The following is a 19331-nucleotide window of genomic DNA, read 5'->3' on the forward strand; positions in this document are numbered from 1 at the left end:
TTTTCCTCAATGTTGCGCCGAAGCGATTGTCAGGATATAAAACTGGTCGCAACCGGCATCTTTCAACGCTTCCATGCAGGCTTCCAGCGTTGCACCCGTAGTCAATACATCATCCATGATGATGATCCGTTTGCCCGTTACATTTTCTTTTACAGAAAATACGCCTTTCACATTTTCCCAGCGTTCATTCCTCGTCTTTCCGGTTTGTGTTTCCGTGTATTTAATTCGTTCCAGCACATTACCCGACCATGGAATATCTGTGGCTCTGGAAAATCCCTCAACGAGTTTGTCACTCTGGTTATAACCTCTGGCTTTCAGTTTTTTCTTGTGCAGAGGAACGCTGACAATCAGATCTGCCTCCGGTAAAATACCGTTTGAAATCATTTCCTGACCAAACATAAAGCCCAGCAAAATGCCCACCTCAGCCTGTCCCTTATATTTAAGCGCATGCAGCAACTTCTGCACTTTCCCTTTTTTCGTAAATAACAGATAGGCATGTGTTTCCATCACCTCATGCACATTGACAAATTTATGCCGGATGGTTTCATCATAAACACTGTCCTGCTCAATTCTAGGCAAAGCGATACGGCAGGAGGTGCAAATAATAGCTTCATTGCCGACAAGCCCTTTGTCACAGGCTGCACAACAACGCGGAAAAATAAGATCAACAAAATCAAACCATACCGATTTCAGGTTCATGAACGGATAATTTTGGATGATAAAATGAGAGAATAACAGAATCGTTAGCTGGTCAGCAAAGACATTGTTAACTTTACGACTTCATGAATTTGTCATTGATTTCGAATTTTCAGTAACCTATTTTCAATTACGAAATGAACACCCTTATCCTGAATGCCCGCATCGTGAATGAAAACACGATCCAGGAATCTGACGTGTATATTAGCAATGGTCACATCGAACGTATCGGTAAAAATTTACAACATCTTCCTGCTGAAAGGATTATCGATGCGAAAGGGACCTATTTGCTCCCCGGTGTCATTGATGACCAGGTTCACTTTCGTGAGCCAGGATTAACGTACAAGGCTGATATTCATTCGGAAGCCCGAGCTGGTGTAGCCGGTGGTGTTACCTCGTTTATGGAAATGCCCAATACGGTTCCCAACACGCTTACGCAGCCGTTATTGCAGGATAAATATGACATTGCTGCAAAGTCATCGCTCGCTAATTATTCCTTCTTCATGGGCGCTTCAAACAGCAATTATGATGAAGTCATGCGTACCGATCCAACCCAGGTTTGCGGTATTAAAATATTCATGGGATCCTCTACAGGGAACATGCTGGTGGATTCTCCTGACGTTCTTGAAAAGTTGTTTGCAAACGCGCCCTGCATCATCGCCACACACTGCGAAGATGAACCGACGGTACGCCAGCGGATGGAGTTTTATAAAGAGAAATATGGTGAGAATGTCCCTTACGATATTCACGCGCTGATAAGAAATGAAGAAGCCTGCCTGAAATCCTCTTCATTTGCCAGTGCCCTGGCGCATCAACACAAAACCAGACTGCACATTCTCCACATTTCAACGGGAGACGAGGTATCTCTTTTCGAGATCGGAGAGCGGGTAAACGGGCAGATCCTGCTCGCAAACGGCGCCCCTAAACTGGTCACGGCAGAAGCCTGTGTGCATCATTTATGGTTTGATGCCGAAGATTATCACACCCTTGGCAATAAAATAAAGTGCAATCCGGCGATTAAGGCTCCTCATCACAAGGAAGCCATCTTACAGGCGCTTTTAGACAACCGTATCGATGTCATTGCCACCGACCACGCGCCGCATACGATTGAAGAAAAAGCACAGCCCTACTGGCAGGCACCTTCGGGTTTACCGCTTGTTCAGCATACACTTCATGTGATGCTAGAATTCAGTAAAAAAGGAAAAATACCGCTGGAAAGGGTAGTAGAAAAAATGAGTCACGCTGTGGCCGACTGTTTTCAGATCAAAGAGAGGGGTTATATCCGGGAGGGCTACTGGGCCGATCTGGTATTGGTTGATCTTGACGGTACAACGTCGGTGCAGCCATCCAATATCTATTCAAAATGTGGCTGGTCACCTTTTGAAGGCACAAATTTCCAGTCTGTGGTGACACATACATTTGTTTCAGGCCACCTGGCTTATGAAAATGGGAATTTTGACGAGTCTGTAAAAGGGAAACGGTTGTTATTTTCCCGCTAGATAGGCGTAATAACTCTGGATAACACCCAAATCGGCTTCTGTCCAGTCAAGTGTAGGCAAATCTTGTGGTTCAAGCCATGAGATTTGCTCATGTTCGGAAAGGACAATATCATGGGTGCGCAGTTTGCAGACGAAAGGCACCAGTATGATTTCTCTCCATCCCTGATCCTTTGTCGTAACGGGAAGTTTTTGAATTATATCAATTTCAACATTCAGTTCTTCCAGTATTTCGCGTACCAGCGTTTCTTCGTCCGTTTCGTTTTCTTCCTGCTTTCCTCCGGGAAATTCCCACTGAAGCGGAAAAGATAATGCAGCACTGCGCTGACCGGCCAATACCTTGCCATTATGTTCAATAATAGCGCAAGGAACCCGTACAACTAATTTAACAGCAACAATACTTTCTACCATACCAACGGTGACACAAAATTTACCGCAAAAGTATAGATTATATTCTATAAAAACCAGCGAGTTATTGAATTGATTTTCAATAACTCGCTGGTTTTATTTTACGGTAAATATGAAATTTTCGGGATGTGCTGCCCTGTTTTAAAACAGCTCTCCGGACCGGTGTCTTGGCAAAATTCCGAGGTGACGAAACGCTTTCTCGGTTACTTCTCTTCCTCTTGAAGTTCTTTTGAGATATCCCTCCTGAATCAGAAATGGCTCGTAAACTTCTTCTATCGTTTCGGCTTCTTCTCCGCAAGCCGTGGCAATGGTGGAAAGCCCCACCGGGCCTCCTTTGAATTTCTCAATAATGGTACTTAAAATACGGTTATCCATTTCATCCAGACCATTCTGATCGACGTCCAGTGCCAGCAGCGCCATTTCCGCGATGGCTACGGTGATCTTGCCATTGCCCTTCACCTGTGCAAAATCACGTGTACGGCGCAGCAGGTTATTGGCAATACGCGGTGTTCCCCGGCTGCGTCGGGCAATCTCGAAAGCCGCGTCATCTTCCAGCGGCGTACCCAGAATAACGGCCGACCGTTTCAAGATCGAAGCCAGTAGCGCCGCATCGTAATATTCCAGTCTCGCATTGATACCAAAACGGGCACGCAGCGGTGAGGTAAGCATACCCGCCCGCGTTGTCGCACCAATCAGCGTAAAAGGGTTCAGACCGATCTGGATGCTGCGCGCATTCGGACCGCTGTCCAGCATGATATCAATTTTATAATCCTCCATGGCCGAATAAAGATATTCCTCCACAATCGGATTCAAACGGTGAATCTCATCGATAAAAAGTACGTCATGTTCCTGCAAATTGGTCAACAAACCCGCCAGATCGCTGGGTTTGTCCAGTACCGGCCCGGACGTAATTTTAATACCCGACGCGAGTTCGTTCGCGATGATATGGGATAATGTAGTTTTTCCCAAACCAGGCGGACCATGCAGCAAAACATGGTCCAGCGCGTCGCCACGATGTTTCGCCGCCTGAACAAATATTTTAAGGTTCTCAAGAATTTTATCCTGTCCCGTAAAATCATCGAAGGACAACGGACGTAATGCCCGGTCGATCTCTTTTTCCGGGTTGGAAAGATTTTCTTTATCTCCGGACAGATAATCCTGGCGCATAAGCTCTTTGACAATAGTAGTTACGTTTTTACTAAAAAACGTACGGATTTTTTCAATCAAAAATAGCCGTTTTTATTGGCAAAACCGAACTTCTACCGGATCACCATGACAGAGCCACGCAGCACGACAGGATTCCGTTCAGGAAAATACTGGGCCTCATACGAAACGATGTATGGATAAACGCCGGGCTGTACTTTCGCACCTTTGTAGGTTCCATCCCAACGGCCTTCTATGGTATTGGTCGCATAAATAACCTCTCCCCAGCGGTTATAGATCTTAATGGAATAATTGGTGTAATAGGCGCCAAAGACATCCAGAGATTCATTTTTCCCATCGCCGTCTGGCGTAAATGCGTCCGGTATAAAAAATCTCGGTTCACATTGATCCACAACTTTGGTGGACTGCTGCGCCACGCAGCCTTCTTTGTTGGTCGCAAGAACGGTATAAACGCCTTCCTTATCGACCGTGATCGTAGCCGTTGTATCTCCTGACTGCGGCCATTCATAATGCACCACGCCAATGCCTTTGGGATCCAGCGTAATTTGGCCTCCATCCGGAATACAGATGTAATATTCCGGAGCCAGTCTCAAAATGGGAGAAGGCAGCTCCTTAACCTGGATCGTATCAGCGTTGTAGCAGTTAAGCCTGTTCTTAACTTGTACGAAATAGGTCCCGGGTTGCTTAACCGTAATACTTTGTGTGGTTTCCCCGGTATTCCATAACCATTCGTTCCAGGAAAGGCCCGTGGCTAATAACACAACAGAACTATCCCGGCACATGGTTGTATCCCGCATCTCGAACGGTGGTGGCTTTCGAAGCGTAACCTCCGTCGTATCTATTGAAAAACAATCCCGGTCGGGCCCGTTGTATGCAACAGCGATATATCTTCCCGTCGTTGTAACCCTAATCGTTTTTCCTCTTCCGATAATTCTTCCCCGGTTATACCATTCGTAGATTTCCGCAGGAATACCCATATCCAGCTGCACGTATGCACCGCAAGTATCAATGTTGGGACGAAGATTCATTGCCGGAGGCGTTTCATAAATGACAACTGTGTCCTTGGTCACGATACTCGTACAGGCATTGGACTGCGACAATGACACCAAATACCTACCAGGCTGCGTATAAGTATGCGAAATTTTAGGCTCTTTGGAAGTTCCCCCACTTTTATCCCCAAAATCCCATACATACATATTATCCTTCAAAGGATCGCAAATCGGCCCGGCTTCAAAGTTAGTCGGCTCACCTGTACAGAATCCATCCGCCGAGAAACCCGGTCCTGAGGCTTCCTGTGTAAAATCCTGCACCATACTAGGCAAACCAAGCTGGCTTTTCTTTCCTCCAAGATTGACGCCATTCCGTTTGTATTCAATCGCTGATACTGAATTTCTTTCCGGCTCACCAATTGATGCGAGATAATCGCTGCCATCAATGGCCATATATATTTTTCCATCCGGGGCAATCTGTAAAGCGCCGAATTTCTGGGTTGCCGAACTATCGATCACGATAGCCGATTCCACAATCAAACTATCGCTGAAAGTTAGATCGTATTGTTTCAAATAAGATTTTGTACCGTTTTCTCCCTGAAATGAAACATACATTTTTTCCCCGCTGGGAGAAAACTCAATCCCATAAGCCTTGGGCGGGGCCGGGCCAAGCTTGATTGTTTTGTCATAAGTTAAAACGCCCGTCGAATCATTGAACTTAAACAACTCAACGTAATTGGTAGGGGGGCCGGGAATAACCACGGCCAGACGTCTGTCTCCGCTGGTACTATCCGCAGCCGAAAACTTCATATAGCCTTCGCCTTTATTGAGGGAATCATGCGCCATACCTAACTCAGGCGCACTGGTTTCTGTGAGCCCTCCCGTTGTTGCATGAAAAATGTGAAACTTATTGGTACCGTAATCATGAGAAATAACCCAGTAAGTACTGTCTCTCTTGTTTTGAACAGCGGCAAGACGTTCCGTGGTTGGTTGCTGCAAGGTCGTGTTTTGCTCAACAATAGCCCCTTTCCCTCCATTCCGCCGCATATCTACCACACTCACGGTCAAGAGTTTTTCGCCGTTAATATCTGATGTCGTGAAAACGTTGAACAAATATTCACATCCCCGGCATGTTGGCTGCGGTACAATAAGGACCGATTGTGTGGAGTTTTTATTACCCAAAAGCGGTTTGCAATTCGCCGGATCGATACAAGGCATCACACCGCCATCCTTGTCCCAAATCGTGATCCCGTCTGAATAAAACAGCAAAATTCCCTTGGAATTGGCAATCGAAGAAGTTCCTTCAGGTGTATTGACCTTACCATCGGTAATAGGCGTGGGAGGGCTGTTTGAAAAATCAAGCCCGGCATTTCCGCCGAAAAACCATTTTGCTCCCTCCTGATTTTCAGGCTGCATACAAATTTTAACATTAACACGGTCCTGAATTTTACATCCGTTAGGCATAATCACTTCGACAGAATAACAACCCGAACTATCGACTTCCAGCGTGGGTGTCGTCTCTCCTTTCGGATACCAGATATAGGTAGCACCTTCAGGCGCACCCTCAGGGTATGGATTGAGTACTAAACTTGTGTTTGGACAAATGGTGGTATCTGATTTCCATTTCTGAAATGCCGGCGGAAGTTCACCAATGGTTACTTGCTGTGTCTCGGTTGTTGTACTGCCATCCACAAAAGTCCGGGTTACCGTGACGGTATAGGGGCCTGCCGTTTTATAGGAATGCAGTGGATTACGGACATTATCTTTCCCGCCATCTCCAAAATCCCAGGCCCAGGCCGTTGCCTTACTATTGGCATCTTCCGTAAACACCGTTCCGTCCTCCGCACATGCCGGGCTTGGCACACAGGTTTCTTTCACCGTAAATGGCTGCGCGTTTGCGAAACCCGCTCCCAGAAACAGCAAAAAGCATAAAGAATAAAATATTTTCCGATATGTATTATAAAATCGCCTCATGTTTCGTTACTTATTCATCATCCCTACCCCGTCCATTTAATATTCTTGTTACCCGATCATTCTAACGAAAATATTATGTTAAAATTTTGTGTGGTAAAGTCTTAAAAACCATGCTAATTTGAATATTAATACGCAATGTGGCGACAATTTGTGAATTATATTTTAGTAATTTTCATCTCCGTATACCCAATTCGCCATAAATGACGAACAATGCCTGAAAATATATGATTAAGCGTTTACTTCCTCTTATGATCATGACACTGCTCTGCCTGAAAGGTTGGAGTCAGGATCCTCAATTTTCCCAGTTTTACGCTAACCCGTTGTATCTGAATCCCGCCTTGGCTGGTGGCGCACTGGCGCCGCGTCTTACGGCAAATTACCGTAACCAGTGGCCTTCGCTTTCTGCCAATTTTGTAACAGCATCTTTCGGTGCTGATGTATTTCTGCCCAATTATAATAGCGGGGTTGGTATTCAGGTAACGACCGACAGCCAGGGTCTTGGCAATTTAAAAGCAACGGACGTCGCTCTCCAATATTCCTACCAGATTTCTCTGAATGATGTCACGTCATTAAGGCTGGGTATACAAGGCGGCTTTGCGTCACGCTCGCTGGATTATTTCGGATTAACTTTTGGCGACCAGTATAACAACGGCGGCCTCACCGGCAACCCATCCTCGGATCCTTTTGCCAATGGCGGCCCCAAAGTATCCTACGCCGATTTCTCTTCCGGCATGATGGTCTACTCCGACTGGTACTGGCTTGGACTGTCGGCGCATCACCTGAACCGCCCCAATCAGGCATTTAGCGGAACAGAAGCCCGCCTGCCCATGAAAACGAGTTTACAGGCTGGTTTACGCATTCCCTTTGCCGGATATACATTTTTAGGCAATGAAATCGACAAGGAAAAAACAATTTCTCCGGCCATTTTGTATAAAAAACAAGGTAAATACGATCAGCTGGATATGGGCCTGTATGTAACCATCGAACCGCTCGTGCTGGGGATGTGGTATCGCGGCATTCCTTTTAAAAAATATGAGCCTTCGATCAATAACCACGAATCACTCGTTTTTCTTGCCGGGTTTCGACAGGACAAATTTTCGATTGGTTACAGTTACGACTTAACGATTTCAACCCTGGGTGCAGGCAGCGGTGGTGCGCATGAAATTTCTATATCCTACATTTTTGAACCGCTCACCCCTAAACCGAAGCGCAGCAGAAGCAGCAAACACCAGCTTTCCTGCCCAAAATTTTAGCATAAATCGTGTGATCTTATACACAAATGCAGGCGAAATTTGCCTGCATTTTTTGTTACAGTATAAAAAGACCAGCCACTTCTTTTCGATTAAATTAACCGTATACATCCAGAGCAAATACATTTTATGAACAAGTCCCCGAAACAAAAACTCTTTTTCAGCCTTTTTATGCTGGTGATGGCTATTGGCGCTGTGGCAGCACCTCCCAAAAGAGAGTATTATGAGATAAAAATGTACCGTCTGAAAGATAAAACGCAGGAAGCAACCGTAGAAAACTACCTTAAAGACGCCTATATACCCGCTTTACACCGCGCCGGCATAAAAAATGTAGGGGTTTTCAAACCCGTGGTTTCTGACACGATGAGCGGCAAGTTAATCTACGTACTGACGCCGGTTAACTCGCTGGATCAATTGCTCTCCCTTCCTAAAGTATTGGAAAAAGATGCCAAGTATCTGGCGGCAGGAAAAGACTATATCGATGCACCGTATAAAAATCCACCTTACGCCCGCATTGAAACAACGGTTTTGCAGGCTTTCACCACCATGCCTGTGCATGCAAAACCAAATTTGACCGGACCAAAAAGCGAACGCGTATATGAACTGCGCAGCTACGAAGGGTATACCGAAAAAATTTACCAGAATAAGGTTAAAATGTTTAACGATGGCGGCGAAGTGCCTCTTTTCGTAAGATTGGGTTTTAACGCAGTATTTTATGGCGAAGTGATCGCCGGAAGTCATCAGCCGAATCTGATGTACATGACGACTTTCGAAAACAAAGCATCCCGTGATGCGCACTGGAAAGCATTCAGCAGTGACGCAGAATGGAACAAGCTGAAGGTAAATCCTGAGTACCAGAATAACGTATCAAAAAATACAAGTTTCTTCTTATACCCAACAGAATACTCGGATATTTAAGAACTGATTTTTCAGGCAACTAAAATTTCCTGCACTTTGTATTGATGGAACATGGGATCGTTCTCGTCATATAGCAAAACCCATATTCCATTATTTTTCATTTAATATCATTTTTTATGAAAGCCGCTGTTTTAAAAAGTGTAAATGAACCCATCGTTGTTGAACAAATAAAAACACCGGAAGCCGGCGAAGGAGAGGTGCTTGTTCAATTAAAAGCCGCCTCACTTAATCACAGGGACGTTTGGATCCAAAAAGGACTATACCCTAAAATCACCACACCGATTGTGCTGGGCTCCGATGGTTCCGGAATTGTCACGCAAACCGGCGCCGGGGTTGACAAAACCTGGCTGGGTAAGGAAGTGCTCATCAATCCTTCCCACAACTGGGGCGACAATCCGGCTTTTTATGCCGAGGAACATAAAATTTTGGGTTTGCCTGATAACGGCACCTTTGCTGAATTTGTAAAAATTGAGGCAAAATATCTTGTTGAAAAACCTGAACATCTTTCTTTTGAAGAAGCCGCTGCCTTGCCCATGGGCGGATTAACGGCGTGGAGGTCCCTGATCACGCGCGCGAATCTTACCAAAAACGACCGGGTACTGATTACCGGTGCCGGGGGAGGCGTTGCCCTTTTTGCCATACAGTTCGCCATTGCAGCGGGTGCGGAAGTCTGGGTAACATCCGGATCCGACGATAAAATTCAGAAAGCTATCGCACTGGGAGCAAAGGGAGGGATTAACTACAAAAATCCAACCTGGTTCCGCGATTTACTTGTAAAAGTACGTGGTAAAAAAACCGGCTACTTCGATGTGATTATTGACAGTGCCGGTGGTCCTGGATTTGCGCGTTTGATCGACATTGCCGCGCCGGGAGCCCGAATTTGCTTTTATGGCGGTGGCACAGGAAATATCACAGACGTGGTTCCGGCCAAGGTATTTTTTAAGCAGCTTAATATTTACGGAAGCACCATGGGTACTGAAGCAGAGTTTTCGGATATGATCGATTTTGTGAAAGAACACAAAGTTGTTCCCGTGATCGACGAAGTGTTAACGCTTGAACAGGCAGAGCAGGCATTCAGAAAAATGGATTCCGGTAAACAGTTCGGAAAAATTGTCTTAAAAATCGATTGACAAAAAATAGCGCGGAGCTGGCTCCGCGCTATTTTTTGTTATTTTCTTACCGCTTCAATCGCGCCCCGGACACTGCCGTGTTCTTCCAGCAACGATTCTGCCTCATCAGGCGAAACTCCCAATTCATCTATGATCATGTGAATAGCACGGTTGACAAGCTTTTCATTTGTCATCTGCATATCCACCATTTTATTGCCTTTTACCTTGCCAAGACGGATCATTACCGCCGTGGAAATCATATTCAGCACCAGTTTTTGGGCCGTTCCGGATTTCATTCTGGTACTTCCCGTCAGGAATTCAGGTCCAACAACCACTTCCACAGGATATTCGCAAGCCTGAGCCACCGGCGATCCGCTGTTACAAACCACGCAGCCGGTTAGCAAACCCGCTTTTTTTGCCTCATTCAATCCGCCTATCACATAAGGCGTACGCCCCGAAGCAGCGAGTCCGATTAAAGTATCATTTTCTGTAAGGTTATACGGAGCCAGATCAATCCAAGCCTGATTCCAGTCATCCTCCGCATTTTCTACCGCCTTTCTGATCGCCACATCACCGCCTGCGATGATACCAACCACCAGATCAAAAGGGACACCAAACGTTGGCGGGCATTCTGAAGCATCCACTACGCCCAAACGGCCGCTCGTTCCGGCACCGATATAAAATAAACGTCCGCCTTTTTTCATACGCGGAACGATCTGCTCAATGAGTGCTCCAATCTGAGGAATTACCTTTTGAACAGCATTAGGGACGGTCTGATCTTCACGGTTAATGGAGGTCAGAATTTCCTGAACGCCCATTAAGTCGAGATCATTATATAGGGACGAAGATTCGGTCGTTAGCATAATAGATGTTGCATTAATTTAAATCCAAAATTAATTATTTTCTGTTTAGGAACCTTTACCAAATAAATATTATGGTATTAATCTAAGTATATCTGCAAAAATTTGCCGTAAAATTTGGAAAATAAAAAGATACACTCCTAATTTGTAACAGAATCCGAGAGTCAGCGAATTTTCGCTAAAATCAAAATTTTCGTTTTTAACTGATATTTATGTTTTCCAACCGTTTCATTCTCCTCCTGATTGTAGTCACGCCCCAGGCGTGAGTGGGATGTTACGGTATATAACCTGCACCTCACTCAATAAATGAGTGAGGTGTTTTTATTTTATAATCATTCACCATGGCGACAGAACTAAACAGATTTTCAAAAACCCTCACCCAGGAAGTTACAAATCCGGCAGCGCAGGCAATGCTTTACGGCATTGGATTGAAAGAAGCTGACATGTCAAAACCGCAAATCGGGATTGCCAGCACCGGCTACGAAGGAAACCCTTGTAATATGCACTTAAACGGACTTTCTGTGTATGTAAAACAAGGTATTACTGCCAATGACATGGTCGGCCTGATCTTCAACACGATCGGTGTCTCCGATGGTATGACAAACGGAAATGACGGGATGCGTTACTCCCTGCCAAGCCGTGACATCATCGCAGATTCTATCGAAACTGTGGTTTCTGCACAATGGTACGATGGGGTTATTGCCGTTGTAGGTTGTGACAAAAATATGCCGGGCGCTATCATGGCCATGGCGCGTATCGACCGCCCGGCGATTATGGTCTATGGGGGAACAATCCGTTCAGGACATTACAAAGGACAAAAACTGGATATCGTTTCTGCTTTTGAAGCCTTAGGTAAAAAATTCGCCAACAACATCTCCGATGAAGACTATAAAGGCGTAATCCAGAATTCTATTCCGGGCCAGGGTGCCTGTGGTGGTATGTACACGGCAAACACGATGGCTGCTTCAATCGAAGCGATGGGATTAAGTTTGCCATTCAGCAGCTCTTACCCGGCAACACACGAAGGAAAACAGGAAGAATGTAAGAAAATTGGTGCAGCAATGAAAAAATTGCTTGAACTGAACCTTACACCAAGAGATATCATCACTAAAAAATCGCTTGAAAACGCTTTGACATTGGTTATGGCTTTGGGTGGTTCTACCAACGCAGCATTGCACTTTCTTGCGATTGCACGTGCGGCAGATCTTCCTTTGACCTTAGATGATATTCAGGAAATCTCTAACAAAGTTCCTTTTATCGCCGATCTTAAACCAAGCGGTAAATACTTCATGGAAGATATCCTTGCAATCGGTGGTGTGCCTGCTGTAATGAAATATTTGTATTCCAAAGGATTGATCCACGGTGACTGTATGACTGTAACGGGAAGAACTTTGGCAGAAGATTTAGCCGAAGCACCGGATCTTGATTTTGAAACACAGAAAATTATTTTCCCGCTGGAAACCCCGATTAAGTCTTCAGGACATATTCAGGTACTATATGGCAACCTGGCCCCAACGGGTTCTGTTGCAAAAATTACGGGCAAGGAAGGTTTGACGTTTGATGGCGAAGCAAAAATCTGTGAGCACGAAACGGAAATTATTACGATGCTTTCCAAAGGAGAAATCAGGGAGGGGCATGTGGTTGTAATCCGTAACGCAGGACCAAAAGGCGGACCAGGCATGTCAGAAATGTTGAAACCAACATCTGCAGTAATGGGAGCTGGGCTTGGTGACAAAATTGCACTCATCACAGATGGTCGTTTCTCAGGAGGCACACACGGATTTGTCGTAGGGCACATCACGCCGGAAGCATTTGACGGAGGGCCGATCGCACTCGTGAAAGACGGCGACAGAATTACCATTGATGCAAATACCCGTCAGCTGATCGTTCACATTTCAGATGAAGAAATGGCCGCACGTAAAGCAGCCTGGGTACAACCCGAGCCAAAGTTTACAAAAGGCATGTTGGGAAGATACATCCGCACGGTAAAATCTGCCAGTGAAGGATGTGTAACTGACGAAGCATAGTAAAAGAACATGGAAAAAAGTCAATTCAAATTGGATAGAACAGCTTTTCATGCAGGAACGCATGAAGAAACTGAAAAATACTATGCGAAAACTCAGCCCGAAACATCAATTGAAAGACTGATGGCGGCTAATTATCTCAATAGCATCGCATTCCAGTTTGAGTTGAACAATCCTCCAAAAATGGATAGGACTGTTTTCTCAATGCGAAAACACATGTTATAATGGCAAATATTTTCAACGACGATTTTCAGGACTTCTTGAAGGCATTAAATGAATGTCAGGTTGAATATATTTTGGTTGGAGGTTATTCTGTAATTCTTCACGGCTATTCCCGAACGACTGGCGACATGGACATTTGGGTAAAAAAAACGAAGGAAAATTATTTAAAAATTGGAAAGGCATTTAGACGATTTGGAATGCCATTGTTTGATATGACAGAATCCAACTTTTTATCGAATCCAGCCCTTGACGTTTTTACATTTGGAAGAGCCCCGGTATCCATTGATATAATAACGAAGTTAAAAGGCTTGGAATTTGAATATGCCTATAATAACGCATCAGACCATATTGTAGATGATTTAACAATCAGGCTGATCAATTATAGAGACTTGATTACAGCAAAAAAAGCTGCCGGAAGGCCAAGAGATATAAATGATATTGAAAATCTAGAAAATTCATCCGACTAAATAAGTAAGAGGTCATGGAATTTAATGAAAACCAAACACAAACAACCGAAATCGCTGAACAGCCAGTTTCGGTAACAACGCCAGAACTGATCAACGGTTCTCATGCACTGATCCAGTCATTGATTGCCGAAGGCGTCGAAACAATTTTTGGATATCCGGGCGGAGCTATTATGCCCGTTTACGATGCGATCTATGATTATCAGGAACAAATCAATCATATTCTCGTACGCCACGAACAAGGTGCCGCGCACGCAGCAGAAGGATTTGCCCGTATCAGCGGTAAGGTTGGGGTATGTTTGGCAACATCAGGCCCGGGTGCCACCAATCTTGTCACAGGCATTGCAGACGCCATCATTGACTCTACGCCAATGGTCTGTATTGTGGGCCAGGTTGGATCTCATTTGTTGGGAACGGATGCTTTCCAGGAAACGGATATCATGGGTGTTACCATTCCGATTACGAAATGGAACTACCAGATTACCAATGCTGATGAAATTCCCGAAATTATTGCCAAAGCATTTTATATAGCAAAGTCGGGCCGTCCGGGACCGGTATTGATTGATATCACAAAAGATGCACAGCAGAAACTGATGACGAAACCTTTTCTACACAAAAAGTGTGAAAAATTACTTAGTTATCGTCCCCGTTTGTCGCCCAAAGAAGAGCAGGTTGAAGCAGCTGCAAAGCTTATCAATGAAGCTAAACGTCCGTTTTTATTCTTCGGACATGGCGTGCAAATCGCCGGTGCTGAACAGGAATTGCTGAAATTTATTGAAAAAACAGATGTTCCTGCCGCTTCAACACTCCTAGGACTTTCGTCCGTTTCTGTTGATCACCCGAATTATGTGGGCTGGTTAGGCATGCATGGAAACTATGGAACAAACGTGCTTACGAACCAGTGTGACCTGATCATCGCAATCGGTATGCGTTTCGACGACCGTGTAACCGGTGATTTGAGCCGTTATGCAAAACAGGCCAAAGTGGTTCATATCGAAATTGATCCGGCCGAAATTGATAAGATCAAAAAGGCAGATGCTCCGGTTGTGGGTGATGCAAAAAAAGCGTTGGAAATGCTTTTGCCACTCGTGAAGGAAAATAACCACGAAACATGGCGGGCAGAATTCAGGAAATTCGATGCCATTGAAGACGAAAAAATCACGCAGCCTGAACTTGCGCCGACCACGGAAAAAATAAAAATGGCGGAGGTTATCCGTACACTTTCTGATAAAACCAAGGGTGAAGCGGTAATCGTAGCGGATGTTGGTCAGCACCAGATGATGGCAGCCCGCTATTATCAGTTCAAAAAGGCAAACTCCTTCATTACCTCCGGTGGATTGGGGACCATGGGTTATGCTTTACCAGCGGCCTTCGGTGCAAAAGTAGGAGCTCCTGACCGCGAAGTGGTTACCATTATCGGTGACGGTTGTTTCCAAATGACGATCCAGGAATTAGGAACCATTGCACAAAGCGGCTTGCCGGTTAAGATCATTATCCTGAATAACAACTTCTTAGGGATGGTTCGCCAGTGGCAGCAGCTTTTCCACCAGAAACGTTATTCATTTGTTGAGCTGCAAAACCCTGATTTCATCACGATTGCAAAAGGTTTTGGTATCGACGGACATACCTGCGGCGCCAGAGAAAACCTGAACGATTCGCTTGACCAAATGCTTGCTTCCGACAAACCCTATTTATTGGAAGTATTGGTTGAAAAAGAAGAAAATGTATTTCCAATGGTTCCAACGGGAGCTTGTGTAGCGGATATCAGACTGGAATAATGTAAATGAATTTTCAAAAATCACTTGCATTTTTTCACTAGACATTAAAAGAATCATGACAACTTACACCATTTGCGTATTTACGGAAAATACGATTGGGATATTAAATAAGATCACAACCATTTTCACCCGTCGCCGGATCAATATTGACAGTCTGACGGTTTCGGAAACGGAACGTAAGGGTATTTCCCGCTTCACCATCGTCATTCGTCATGAATCACGTGAAGCCGTTGAAAAGCTGGTTCGCCAGATCCGTAAGGTAATTGAAGTGCTGGCCGTTTTCGGGTATTTGAACGACGATATCGCTTACAATGAAATTGCGATGTTCAAGATCTCAACACCGATCGGAGCAAAACCGCTTGACATTGAAACGATCAACAAAGTGTACAAGGCCTGGGTCGTTTACTGGCATCTGACTTATGTGATTATTCAAAAAACAGGCACGGAAGAAGAAATTTTCGAATTCTTCAACTATATCAAACCACACGAAATCCTTGAATTTGTACGTTCGGGACGTGTGGCAGTAAGCAAATCACCTCAGACGCTGGTAGATTATCTGCCGGAAGCTGAGTGGGAGTATTATATGTAGTAACAACATTCCGTTATGATCAGGAGGCTCTTGTTGAGCCAATTTTAGCATAACAAGCAGGATTGCTATAAGCAGGATGCTTCTCCGAACCACTAGGTTAAGTCATTTTGAGTAGAAAAAAACCTGGAAGGGCAACCTGTTTATAGAACCAGGTAATTCCAGATTTGGCAAAACTCCGTAGGCGTTGCCTGTTTAAGAAAATGTTTCTTAAGAAGTATCAAATCCATTTTTAGTAATATTGTCCTTTAATCAAGTAATCAATAATTCAATTAATAATCAATGGCAAAATTAAATTTCGGCGGGGTCGAAGAAGAAGTAGTTACCCGCGAAGAGTTCCCACTAGAAAAAGCACGCGAAGTATTATCTACTGAAACCATTGCCGTGATCGGATACGGTGTTCAAGGTCCTGGTCAAAGCTTAAACATGCGTGACAACGGATTCAACGTTATCGTTGGACAACGTAAAGGTGGTAAATCATGGGATAAAGCGATTGCTGACGGATGGGTTCCTGGTGAAACGCTTTTCGAACTTGAAGAAGCATTGGCAAAAGGAACAATTATTTGCTACCTTCTTTCTGACGCCGCTCAAATCGAATTATGGCCAACTGTTAAGGCTAATTTGACTGCCGGTAAATCATTATATTTCTCACATGGTTTCGGTGTAACTTATAAGGATCAAACTGGAATCGTTCCTCCTGCTGACGTAGATGTTTATCTTGTAGCGCCAAAAGGATCAGGAACTTCTCTTCGTCGTTTGTTCGTAGAAGGAAAAGGCTTGAACTCATCTTTCGCTGTGTTCCAGGATGCAACTGGTAAAGCACGTGAAAAATGTATCGCAATGGGTATCGGTGTTGGTTCAGGATATTTGTTCGAAACTGATTTCTACCGTGAAGTAACTTCTGACCTTACAGGGGAACGTGGTACTTTGATGGGTGCTATCCAGGGAATTTTTGCTGCGCAGTATGAAGTGCTTCGTTCAAACGGACACACACCATCAGAAGCTTTCAATGAAACCGTTGAAGAATTGACGCAATCATTGATGCCTCTTGTTGCTGAAAACGGTATGGACTGGATGTACGCAAACTGTTCAACAACTGCTCAACGTGGTGCGCTTGACTGGTGGAAACCTTTCCGTGATGCTACTAAGCCTGTTTTCGAACAACTTTACAACTCTGTAAAATCAGGCGAGCAAGCTAATATCTCCATCACGCGTAACTCACAACCTGACTACCGTGTGAAATTGGAAGAAGAACTAGCTGAACTTCGTGAATCAGAAATCTGGCGTGCAGGTACTACGGTACGTAGCCTTCGCCCTGAACGCGGATAATTCGTTGATTTCAAGTCAAATTTTTTTGAAATTTGAAAAATATATACCCCTGATTTCGTTAAGAGTCAGGGGTACTTTTTTAAATGCTTATGGAATTTGACAACGATGGAAATCTATTTCCATATAAAGCACACACGCCAGATCTAAATGAGTTTGAAGTAGTTTTCGGGTTTGATCAACATCGCAAATTACTTCTTTCCACACTGTCCGCTTTTATCAACGGTGTCCAAAGCATCATACCCGATGATTTTACAATATGGGTCGATGGGAGTTTTGTAACACTGAAAAATGATCCTAAGGATATAGATATTGTTGTATTTATTAATTTTCAACATTTTGAATCAAAAGAGAATCAGTTAACCGCTTTAAAAGAGAGACAGGAATTTGTAGATTTGTATTATGTGAAAGTCTTTCCCGGCGATCATCCTAATTTTCATCTGACACAATTTGACAAGTTAGACTGGTTTCATTTCTTCACATCCGATAGAAAGAATAAACGGAAAGGATTCATTGAACTAAAATTCTGATTATGGAAATTCACGATGAACTTGAAATAGAAATTTTTCATACCCTTGAAAAAATCCGTCGTGTCGAAAACATGATCAATAGACATGTCGACTCAGGATCAGAAAATCTAATTATAAATCAGTACATTTCTCTGAAAAAAGAATTGTCGCAACAATTAGCTGACTTACTATCTCAAGCAACAAACGCCAAGGTTCAAATTGCTGCCTAAAAGAACCTTTTATTAAATATGTCCCCAACACTCGACAACATTTTCCTCGCTGCCGAACGGCTTCGTGGCATCATTAACCATACCCCATTGCTTTATAACGCCCATTTATCGGAGCAATATGAAGCCAATATTTATTTAAAAAGAGAAGACCTTCAAACGGTTCGTTCGTATAAAATCAGAGGCGCCTATAACAAAATGGCAAGCCTGAGCGCAGAAGCCCTGGCAGGCGGTGTCGTATGTGCGAGTGCCGGAAATCATGCGCAAGGTGTTGCCTATGCCTGCCGGAAAATGGAAGTAAAAGGCGCTATTTTTATGCCGACAACAACGCCTGCCCAAAAGGTCAAACAGGTTCGTTTGTTCGGAAAAGAATGGGTAGAAGTGCATCTGGTAGGCGATACTTACGACGACGCATACCACGCTTCCGTAGCATACCAAAAGGCCAACAACGCCACATTTGTGCATCCGTTTGACGATTTGCAAGTGATTGAAGGCCAGGGAACCGTTGGCTTGGAAATATTCAAAGATGCCAATTTCCGGATCGATTATCTGTTGATGGCCATTGGTGGCGGCGGATTAGCTTCCGGTATTTCAACGGTTTTTAAACAGCTTTCTCCCAAAACGCAACTCATTGGTGTGGAACCATTAGGCTCTCCTACGATGCAAAAATCCATCGAAGAAGGCCATGTCGTTACCCTTGACACGATTGATAAATTCGTAGACGGTGCCGCGGTTCGTCGTGCCGGTGATATTACCTTTGAAATTTGCAGCAAGAGTCTGGACAACGTTTTGCTCGTTCCGGAAGGAAAGGTTTGCTCGACTATTTTACAGCTTTACAACGAAGAAGCCATCGTAGCCGAGCCGGCAGGCGCCTTAACGGTTGCCGCACTGGACATGGTAAAAGACGAAATCAAAGGCAAAAATGTCGTTGCATTGATCAGTGGCGGCAACAATGATATCACGCGCACGGAGGAAATCAAGGAAAGATCCTTACTTTACGAAGGATTAAAACATTATTTCATCATTCGCTTTCCCCAACGCTCCGGCGCTTTCCGTGAGTTTCTGAACGTACTCGGGCCAAATGATGATATCGCACGATTTGAATATGTGAAGAAAACAAACCGGGAACAAGGCCCTGCACTCGTTGGTATTGAATTAAAAAACCGGGAAGATTTTGACCCGTTAATCCTGCGTATGAACGAAAACAGAATTGTGTACGAATACCTGAATGACCAGCCTGATTTGTTTCAGTTTATGGTTTAAAACCCTCTGAAAAGCATTAATTGTTAGGCTTGATTATTTGTTATCTTTGTTAATAAGTTAATTAACCA

General features: G+C 44.3%; 17 protein-coding genes. 12 read left to right on the forward strand and 5 right to left on the reverse strand.

Going from position 1 to position 19331, the window contains the following annotated elements; all coding sequences use genetic code 11:
• Positions 1-6: 6 nt before the first annotated feature.
• Positions 7-699, reverse strand: coding sequence for a ComF family protein (locus RB622_RS18595; RefSeq protein WP_308048104.1), 693 nt, complete (start codon positions 697-699; stop codon positions 7-9).
• 134 nt (positions 700-833) lie between these two features.
• Between RB622_RS18595 and RB622_RS18600 the strand changes: the two genes are divergently transcribed.
• Positions 834-2195: a dihydroorotase gene (locus RB622_RS18600; protein WP_308048105.1), complete on the forward strand. Its 1362-nt coding sequence runs from the start codon at positions 834-836 to the stop codon at positions 2193-2195.
• Here the strand turns inward: RB622_RS18600 and RB622_RS18605 are convergent.
• From RB622_RS18605 to RB622_RS18615, 3 genes are all read right to left on the reverse strand, one after another.
• A complete protein-coding gene (locus RB622_RS18605) occupies positions 2181-2603 on the reverse strand; it encodes a (deoxy)nucleoside triphosphate pyrophosphohydrolase (RefSeq protein ID WP_308048106.1) in 423 nt (140 codons plus the stop codon). The two genes, RB622_RS18600 and RB622_RS18605, sit on opposite strands and share 15 nt — an antisense overlap.
• A gap of 138 nt (positions 2604-2741) precedes the next feature.
• On the reverse strand, positions 2742-3767 hold the full coding sequence (gene ruvB / locus RB622_RS18610) for a Holliday junction branch migration DNA helicase RuvB (RefSeq protein ID WP_308048134.1): 1026 nt from the start codon (positions 3765-3767) through the stop codon (positions 2742-2744).
• Positions 3768-3859: 92 nt separating this feature from the next.
• Positions 3860-6676 carry a PKD domain-containing protein gene (locus tag RB622_RS18615; protein WP_308048107.1) on the reverse strand — a complete coding sequence of 939 codons (2817 nt, stop codon included), beginning with the start codon at positions 6674-6676 and terminating at the stop codon, positions 3860-3862.
• A 275-nt stretch (positions 6677-6951) separates the two neighbouring features.
• On the opposite strand from RB622_RS18615, the gene RB622_RS18620 reads away from it, so the two are divergent.
• The 3 genes from RB622_RS18620 to RB622_RS18630 all read left to right on the forward strand — a co-directional run bounded on the left by RB622_RS18620 (position 6952) and on the right by RB622_RS18630 (position 10025).
• Positions 6952-7980 carry a type IX secretion system membrane protein PorP/SprF gene (locus tag RB622_RS18620; protein WP_308048108.1) on the forward strand — a complete coding sequence of 343 codons (1029 nt, stop codon included), beginning with the start codon at positions 6952-6954 and terminating at the stop codon, positions 7978-7980.
• A 126-nt stretch (positions 7981-8106) separates the two neighbouring features.
• Entirely contained in the window at positions 8107-8895 is a 789-nt protein-coding gene (locus RB622_RS18625) for an NIPSNAP family protein (protein WP_308048109.1), read from the forward strand.
• A 116-nt stretch (positions 8896-9011) separates the two neighbouring features.
• Positions 9012-10025 carry a zinc-binding dehydrogenase gene (locus RB622_RS18630; protein WP_308048110.1) on the forward strand — a complete coding sequence of 338 codons (1014 nt, stop codon included), beginning with the start codon at positions 9012-9014 and terminating at the stop codon, positions 10023-10025.
• Positions 10026-10063: 38 nt separating this feature from the next.
• Here RB622_RS18630 and murQ read toward each other — a convergent pair whose 3' ends face one another.
• Positions 10064-10867 carry an N-acetylmuramic acid 6-phosphate etherase gene (gene murQ / locus RB622_RS18635; protein ID WP_308048111.1) on the reverse strand — a complete coding sequence of 268 codons (804 nt, stop codon included), beginning with the start codon at positions 10865-10867 and terminating at the stop codon, positions 10064-10066.
• 338 nt (positions 10868-11205) lie between these two features.
• Here murQ and ilvD point away from each other — a divergent pair, with 338 nt between their 5' ends.
• The 8 genes from ilvD to ilvA all read left to right on the forward strand — a co-directional run bounded on the left by ilvD (position 11206) and on the right by ilvA (position 19263).
• Entirely contained in the window at positions 11206-12891 is a 1686-nt protein-coding gene (ilvD, locus tag RB622_RS18640; RefSeq protein WP_308048112.1) for a dihydroxy-acid dehydratase, read from the forward strand.
• 221 nt (positions 12892-13112) lie between these two features.
• Complete coding sequence (locus RB622_RS18645; protein WP_308048113.1) at positions 13113-13577, forward strand: DUF6036 family nucleotidyltransferase; 465 nt, start codon at positions 13113-13115, stop codon at positions 13575-13577.
• A gap of 14 nt (positions 13578-13591) precedes the next feature.
• Positions 13592-15352, forward strand: a complete 1761-nt coding sequence (ilvB, locus tag RB622_RS18650) for a biosynthetic-type acetolactate synthase large subunit (protein WP_308048114.1) — start codon at positions 13592-13594, stop codon at positions 15350-15352.
• A 55-nt stretch (positions 15353-15407) separates the two neighbouring features.
• Positions 15408-15941, forward strand: a complete 534-nt coding sequence (gene ilvN, locus RB622_RS18655) for an acetolactate synthase small subunit (protein WP_254561483.1) — start codon at positions 15408-15410, stop codon at positions 15939-15941.
• A gap of 279 nt (positions 15942-16220) precedes the next feature.
• Positions 16221-17267: a ketol-acid reductoisomerase gene (gene ilvC / locus RB622_RS18660; protein ID WP_254561482.1), complete on the forward strand. Its 1047-nt coding sequence runs from the start codon at positions 16221-16223 to the stop codon at positions 17265-17267.
• 89 nt (positions 17268-17356) lie between these two features.
• On the forward strand, positions 17357-17794 hold the full coding sequence (locus RB622_RS18665) for a DUF6932 family protein (RefSeq protein ID WP_308048115.1): 438 nt from the start codon (positions 17357-17359) through the stop codon (positions 17792-17794).
• A gap of 2 nt (positions 17795-17796) precedes the next feature.
• A complete protein-coding gene (locus RB622_RS18670) occupies positions 17797-18003 on the forward strand; it encodes a hypothetical protein (protein WP_308048116.1) in 207 nt (68 codons plus the stop codon).
• Positions 18004-18021: 18 nt separating this feature from the next.
• The gene (ilvA, locus tag RB622_RS18675; RefSeq protein ID WP_308048117.1) at positions 18022-19263 is read left to right on the forward strand and encodes a threonine ammonia-lyase IlvA; all 1242 of its coding nucleotides are present in this window, start codon (positions 18022-18024) and stop codon (positions 19261-19263) included.
• Positions 19264-19331: the final 68 nt, after the last annotated feature.

Source organism: Dyadobacter sp. LHD-138 (genome assembly GCF_030929615.1).
Classification (GTDB): Bacteria; Bacteroidota; Bacteroidia; order Cytophagales; family Spirosomataceae; genus Dyadobacter.